9 protein-coding genes are annotated in these 6,759 nt (G+C 67.0%); 5 read left to right on the forward strand and 4 right to left on the reverse strand.

The window, feature by feature from the left end; genetic code table 11:
- The first annotated feature begins 565 nt into the window (after positions 1–565).
- The 5 genes from ACK5KK_RS14145 to ACK5KK_RS14165 all read left to right on the forward strand — a co-directional run bounded on the left by ACK5KK_RS14145 (position 566) and on the right by ACK5KK_RS14165 (position 3,701).
- Positions 566–1,732: a hypothetical protein gene (locus ACK5KK_RS14145; RefSeq protein WP_416890727.1), complete on the forward strand. Its 1,167-nt coding sequence runs from the start codon at positions 566–568 to the stop codon at positions 1,730–1,732.
- Positions 1,729–2,313 carry a stage II sporulation protein M gene (locus ACK5KK_RS14150; protein ID WP_416890728.1) on the forward strand — a complete coding sequence of 195 codons (585 nt, stop codon included), beginning with the start codon at positions 1,729–1,731 and terminating at the stop codon, positions 2,311–2,313. Before ACK5KK_RS14145 ends, ACK5KK_RS14150 begins: the two co-directional genes overlap by 4 nt.
- A 76-nt stretch (positions 2,314–2,389) precedes the next feature.
- The gene (locus ACK5KK_RS14155) at positions 2,390–2,893 is read left to right on the forward strand and encodes a hypothetical protein (RefSeq protein ID WP_416890729.1); all 504 of its coding nucleotides are present in this window, start codon (positions 2,390–2,392) and stop codon (positions 2,891–2,893) included.
- Positions 2,886–3,500 (forward strand): ABC transporter ATP-binding protein, encoded by a 615-nt coding sequence (locus ACK5KK_RS14160; protein WP_416890730.1) that lies wholly within the window; start codon positions 2,886–2,888, stop codon positions 3,498–3,500. The genes ACK5KK_RS14155 and ACK5KK_RS14160 overlap by 8 nt, the downstream gene beginning before the upstream one ends.
- A 12-nt stretch (positions 3,501–3,512) precedes the next feature.
- Positions 3,513–3,701, forward strand: a complete 189-nt coding sequence (locus tag ACK5KK_RS14165) for a hypothetical protein (protein ID WP_416890731.1) — start codon at positions 3,513–3,515, stop codon at positions 3,699–3,701.
- A gap of 26 nt (positions 3,702–3,727) precedes the next feature.
- Here ACK5KK_RS14165 and ACK5KK_RS14170 read toward each other — a convergent pair whose 3' ends face one another.
- The 4 genes from ACK5KK_RS14170 to rpmG all read right to left on the reverse strand — a co-directional run.
- Complete coding sequence (locus ACK5KK_RS14170) at positions 3,728–5,710, reverse strand: cytochrome c oxidase assembly protein (protein ID WP_416890732.1); 1,983 nt, start codon at positions 5,708–5,710, stop codon at positions 3,728–3,730.
- Positions 5,711–5,804: 94 nt separating this feature from the next.
- On the reverse strand, positions 5,805–6,083 hold the full coding sequence (locus tag ACK5KK_RS14175) for an HU family DNA-binding protein (RefSeq protein ID WP_416890733.1): 279 nt from the start codon (positions 6,081–6,083) through the stop codon (positions 5,805–5,807).
- Positions 6,084–6,372: 289 nt separating this feature from the next.
- Complete coding sequence (gene rpsN, locus ACK5KK_RS14180; RefSeq protein ID WP_416890734.1) at positions 6,373–6,678, reverse strand: 30S ribosomal protein S14; 306 nt, start codon at positions 6,676–6,678, stop codon at positions 6,373–6,375.
- Positions 6,679–6,681: 3 nt separating this feature from the next.
- A partial coding sequence (gene rpmG / locus ACK5KK_RS14185; protein ID WP_416890735.1) for a 50S ribosomal protein L33 occupies positions 6,682–6,759 on the reverse strand: 78 nt, incomplete at its 5' end.

Here is a 6,759-nt window from a genome sequence, read left to right on the forward strand (position 1 = left end):
ATTCTTGCAGCGCATCGACCACACCGACGGTGCAGTCATGCGATGGTGCGCTGCGGAATATCCCGCACGTAGCACCGACTCCGTCATGAGCCGAATCCTCGGCGTCTCGCTCGCTATCGACGCGACCTGGTCAGTGGCCGTCGCCGTCGGTCTCGTTTGGGTGGTACCAGACCGGACGGACCCCACATGGCCCATCGTCGCACTCGGAATCGTCTGCCTCGCCGGCGCTATTGTCGGTGCAGGAAACTGGCGCAGCGACGGAATCTTCCCCTTCCGCGAATTGATGCGTCAGTCACCGATGACACCGGACGGAGCCGCAACGCTGCTGTCCGCGGTGGGTCTTCGATACTCTCTCGCGCGGCGTACACTCACCTGGCTGCCCTTCCCGCTGGCATCGGTCGGCCTCGCCCTACAGACCGCACAACCGGTTCTGATCGGGCTAACCTTCACCACCCTGATTGCATCTCCCTTCACTTTCGGCGCTGCGGTGCGTGCGGGCTCCCGCCTTGCAACACGGCTCGCGCGCTCCCGTGCGTCGAGACGAGTCGGTGCCGGAAGACTGCTTGTGGCGATCCTGATCGGCTTCGTGATGCTCGCGCTCGGGTGGACAGTCACGCGCCTGCTGTTGCACGTGCCACAAGCCATCGCGGACACCGTCACGAACGTCGACCTCATCCTCCGCGACGACACCTGGCACCAGTTCATCGACACCATCATCGAGCGGGTTCGTGCGGATCTGGGTGGTGCGCTCGGCGGAGTCGATCTGCGCACGTTTGCAATGTGGCCCACATGTGCCATCATCGTGGCGGCACTGATGGGCGGCGTCCTCCTCCTCGGTCGCCTGCCGCCCGTGCTCGTGACCGACCGCGACCATCTCACATCGCGCACCCATCGCCCCGACGCACTCGACACCTGGCTGATGTTCCTCCGCACGCTGACGCGTCGAGCCGGGATGCCGCTGCGTGTGCAGGTGCGGCGGCTCATGGCCGAACGCTGGGCACTGGCTCAGCGTTTCTGGTTGATCATCCTCCCGACAGGCGAAGCAACGTTCTTCCTGGGTGGTGGTGCCGTGCTTGCCGCCACCGCAGCTTCGACCGAGGCTGCGCTCCTCATGCTGATCACCGCTGCCACGGTGGCTGCGCACAACCAGGCCACGGAAGCCCGCGCTGCACTCGCGCCGGTACTGGGACTGGCCGCCGAAAGGCACGTGATTGTGCTTTACCTCCAGGCGCCACCTGGAAGCATGCGCGCACTCTTCCGCGCTCGACGCGTCTTACTCGCAGCCCATGTTCTCCCCGCCGCTGGGATCACACTCATCGGGCTCGGAGGATACGCATCAGCGATCGGTCTGCCCTGGTTGCTGGTACTGCTCCTGGTCGCGTCGATACTCGTCGTAAATGCCGTCGCTCCGATCGTGCAGTGGTTCATGGGCCCCTTGCTCATCCCCGACGCGATGAACGAACGAACGTTCGAACAGGGCACCGGGTCCGCGGCCGAGACGGTGCAGTCCACCCTGCAGGCCCTCCCGCGCTACCCGCTCGTTGTCGCGCCGTTGTTGGCGTCGGCCTTCGTGGCGATGGCCGGCGACCTGATCCCGCCAGCAATCCCACTCTCGCTTTCGCTCGCGATTCTCGTGACCCACGTGATCGCCGCGCCGCTCCTGCTCTTCGCTGAGCGCTCCTGGGTGGGCAACTCGTACCGGTCCGCCCGGGACTCATGGAGAGTGCGATGAACGGGAGCGACGACGCCGTAGCACAGCACCGCCGTGCCGACTGGACCCTGCACCTTCCGCTGCTCGCCGGTGCCTGCACGGCGGTCGCACTCGTGGTGGGCGTCGGTGTAGGTGCACTCACCAGCGTCTCGGGGCTGTCCATCGACGACCTGGACCCCTCGGGCGCGACTGCCGATGCCGCGGCGATCGCGCGCAACAACGTCTGGGTTGGGCTGGTCCTCCTCACCGCCGGAATCGTCACCTGCTCGATCAGCTCCGTCGCGATAATGTTCGCCAACGGCCTGCTCGTGGGGAAAGTCGTGCGGGTGGTCGCTCTCGGCGGACACGCCGACACGCTCATGACAGGCCTGGCGCCACACGCGGGTCTCGAACTTCTCGGCTTCGCGATCATTGCCGCAGCAGCAGCCGTACCGGCTTCGTGTGCACTCGCCTGGGCTGTGAACAGTTCACTCCCGGTGTCGGTTCGCCGCAGCACGACCAAATTCGTTGTGCTCTTAGCTGTCGGCCTGATCATCCTCACAGTTGCCGCACTCGTGGAGGGCTCTTTCAGCGTCGTCCATCTGCAAACCCCATCGACCTGACACATCCACGGAGTGAGGACACATGCCAACCACGCCCATGCCACCTGAGCCACGCGTCTCCCCGCCCCGTACTACCGTGGTCCCGAAGCTGGCCGCGTTGATGACGGCACTGGCATTCGCCGGCGCGGTGATCGGTTCCCTCCTCATGGTGCAACACGCGTTGCTGGTCAGCGGAGTGATCGGCGCCGATGGGGTGACGCCGGTCACGGCCTGGATCGGCGGGCTCATCGCCATACCGATCGTCGCCATCGTCAGCCTGATTATCGCCTCTGCGGTCGGTGTCGTCGCGGCGCTTCACGATCGCGTTTTCAGCTTCCGGCGCCTCTACGCATGCACTGCCGCCGTCACCGCCGGCATGCTCCTGGTCTCCGCGATCGGCGTGTGGGACGTGTTTGTCAGTCACGCCCAGACAACGACCGTGCTGGCCGGGGCCACCCTGATCAATCTGGTGCTGCTCGTCGCCTATGGACGAGGGCTTGTACGAATCGCTGGGGTCACGCGACGTGCCGCGATCGCCGTCACAGCAATATGGGGTAGCCTGCTCCTGATCTCCCTCATGTTGGGACTTATCCGTGGGTGAATTGGCGCTATCTGAAATTACCTATCGCTATCCACACGGAGATGATGACGCGCTAAGCAATGTCAATTTCCGTTTGGCTTCCGGCACGACGTGGTGGTTGCGCGGCAGGAACGGAGCGGGCAAGACCACCCTGCTTGACCTGTGTGCGGGTGTGCGCGCACCCACTCACGGATCGGTGATGGTGGATGGTGGACCAGTGATGCGCGGACAGGTGGCCTACTTGCCGTCTGAGCTCCCGGTGTATCCCGAATTGACGATCGCTGAGCACGCCGCACTCGTGGTGGAGTTGTGGCAATACACAGCGCGCGCGGAGTCGCAGTTTCGAGACCGGTTCGGCGCACTGCTGAGCGACCTGGGCATGTCCACGCGGTCAGATGTGCTCGGGAACTTCTCCCAAGGCATGCGGGAGAAGGTCGCGTTCGCGATGACGGTGGCCCGAGACAGTCCGGTCCTGCTGCTTGATGAACCGTTCTCGGCTATCGACCGTGAGGGGCTCGCCTACTGCCAGGATCTTGTCGCGCACGTCGCGGCACTCCGTGTCGTCGTGCTCGTGAGTCACGTTCCCGCGATTGTTGCCCCCCTCCATCCCCACGAAATACATCTCTGAGATTGGTCCCGCATGCTCATTTCTCTCATCGCTGCGCTGTGTGCGATCGCCGGCACCTTGCTCGCCGTCTTCGTCTTCGGCCTCGACCTCATCATCGGCAAGGTCGTCCTCGGCCTGTCGGCTGCTGCCGCGGCCGTCGCCGTGCTCCAGTACATCGACTATCGAAAGCGCACCGCCGCGTCCCGAGGAAATCCGGACTGACGTCGACTGCGTGCGTCGCCGCGTGATCAGCGCCCGGCGCGGGCATCGCGCTCGGCCAGAGCCGCCAGTCGCGCGTTGTACTCCTTGAGCTCCTGCTCGTCGGTGCGGTCGGCGTGCCGGTCGGCGCGGCGCTGGGCCCGCTCGTCGGACTGGCTCCACTGGATCGCGACGACGATGGCGAGAATCAGGGTGGGAATCTCGCCGACCGACCAGGCGATGCCGCCGCCGACGTACTGGTCCTCCAGCGGCGTGGGGCCCCACGTGCGTCCCATCGAGCCGAACCACTCCGCGACGAACAGCGCATTGCTCATCATGATGGCCAGCCCGAAGAAGGCGTGCATCGCCATCACCCCCAGCAGCGTGAGCAGCCGGAACGGGTACGGGTAGCGCAACGGCACCGGGTCGATCCCGATGAGCGACTGCACGAACAGGTACCCCGAGATGAGGAAGTGCGCCACCATCCACTCGTGGCCGAGGTGATCGTAGAGCGACCACCGGAACAGGTCGCTGTAGTAGAACAGCCACAGCGACCCGATGAACACGGCCGCGGCGACGAGCGGATGCGAGACCAGCTTCGCGAACGGCGTGTGCACGGCCCACAGGATCCACTCCCGGCCACCCCGGGTGCCGTCGGTGCGGCGGTGGATGGCGCGCGCGGCCAGGGTGACCGGTGCCCCCACCACGAGGAACATCGGGATCGCCATCGTCAGCAGCATGTGCCCGAGCATGTGGATGCTGAACAGGTAGTCCTGGTACGCGTTCATCGGGCCGCAGGTGACCCACGCCAGCAGCGCCAGCCCGGCCACCCACAGCACGGTGCGGTAGATCGGCCAGCGGTCGCCGCGGCGATGCAGCCGCCACACGCCCACGAGGTAGAAGAACAGCCCAAACCCGACCACGAACAGCCACAGCAGATCGATGTCCCACATCGTGAGCCAGCGCTGCAGGGTGAACTCCGGCGGCAAGGGCGCCCCGGTGAGAAACTCCGACGGGGTGCGCACGGCCGGCAGCGGCAGCGTCGTGTCGACCGGCGGCGGCGTGCGCGACAGCGCGACGGCGGCGCCGCTGGCCAGGCCCAGCACCGCGAATTCGACCGCGATGAACCACCAGAACCGGTGCGCGGTCGCGGCGGTGCGGATGCCCTCGATCAGACGCAACCGGTACACCGCACCGAGCACCCCCACCAGCAGCAGTGCGGCGACCTTGGTCAGCAGGATCGCGCCGTAGGGCGAGACGAGGTACTCCCACGAGACCACCCCGACGGTCGCGCGGGCAATGCCCGAACCGGCCACCACGACGAAGACGGCGAGGGCGACCGACGAGTACCGGCGCAGCAGTGCGAGCATCCGCTCCCGATCCAGGTGGCCGCGCACCACCGTGAGCGTCAGGAGCCCACCCACCCAGACGGCGGCGCCGCCGATGTGGAGGGCCAGCGCGGTGACGGCGATGTTGTGGTCGGCCTCGTCGCCCGAGTGACCCTGCGTGGCCATCGGGATGAGGGCGACCACCGCGAGGGCGGCGATCAGCAGCGTGGCGGTCCAGCCGCGGAAGGCGAAGGTCAGCACGGTCAGCACGGCGCCGAACAGCGTGGTGAGCAGCCACGCCAGGCCCAGTTCGGTGCCGACGAGGAAGTCCCCCAGTTGGCGACCGAACACCTCGCCGGCGCTCGGCGTCGCGTTGAAGACATTGAGGAACGTGAGATAGGCCGTCGCCGCGGCCGCCACCGTGAAGATCGCCGCGCCGACGGATGCCGCATCCACCGCCGCCTCGAACGGGCGCTCGCCCGCACGCAAGCCGAACAGCGCGAGCACGAGGGCGCCGACCATGACCGCTGCGGAGAGGTTGACGGCCAGTTGCGCCACCGGCAGCATCCAGCGCACGACCGGACCGGGGTCGCCGACCAGCAGCGGGGCCGCGCCGCCGCCGAAGGCGAGGCTGCCCACCAGGGCCACGAGGGCGACCGCCGCGAGGATCGCCGGTCCGGCGAAGCGGAGCGCGCGGGAGTTCACCCATTCAGCCTACGTCGCGGCGGCGGGGCCCGATGCGCGCACAGCAGAGGGGGGATGCCCGCGGGCATCCCCCCTCTGCTGTCGTGGGAGCGTCTTACTTGACGGCGGCCTTCAGCTTGGAGCCGGCGGTCACCTTGACGCGCTTGCCGGCCGGGATCTTGCTCTCGGCGCCGGTCTGCGGGTTGCGGCCCGTGCGCGCGGCGGTGGCCACGGACTCGAAGGCGATGTAGCCGGGGATCGAGACCTTCTCGCCCTTGGCGACGGCCTCGGACACGGTTGCGAACAGCGAGTCGAGCACGCCCGAGACGGTCGACTGGCTCTGACCCGTCGCGCTGGCGATGCTGGCAACGAGCTCGGTCTTGGTGATAGCCATTGGGGTTGTCCTCCAGAGGGGCGGGTTACGCCGGTACGTCTTCCCGAGCGGTGGACACCGCCCGGTTGGTCATGCGACCGCGACCGAATATACCCACGAGCCGCGACATTCCGCGGATTTCCGGCGTTCCCCAGGGAACTTTGCGCGTGTTTCGTGACGGATGTGACTGATGTTGCTGTTGTGACTGGTGTGACTGGTTTGCACCCGGCGGCGAGACCGGGCATCCGCGGGTCCGGACGCCCGACGGCCCGGCCCTCCGAGGAGGTCCGGGCCGTCGTGTCAGGTGGTCTTACCAGCTCGACTTGGTCACACCGGGCAGTTCGCCGCGGTGGGCCATGTCGCGGAAGCGAACCCGCGAGATGCCGAACTTCGACAGGTTGCCGCGGGGGCGTCCGTCGATCGCGTCGCGGTTGCGCAGACGCACCGGCGAGGCGTTACGGGGCAGCTTCTGGAGGCCGACGCGGGCGGCCTCGCGCTGCTCGTCGGTCGAGTTCGGGTCGACCAGGGCCTTCTTCAGTTCGGCGCGCTTCTCGGCGTAGCGGGCGACGACTTCAGCGCGCTGCTTGTTGCGCGCGATCTTGCTCTTCTTCGCCATGGATCAGCGCTCCTCTCGGAATTCGACGTGCTTGCGGACGACCGGGTCGTACTTCTTCAGCACGATGCGGTCGGGGTTGTT

Source organism: Microbacterium sp. (assembly GCF_047972865.1).
In the GTDB taxonomy this organism is placed as follows: domain Bacteria; phylum Actinomycetota; class Actinomycetes; order Actinomycetales; family Microbacteriaceae; genus Microbacterium.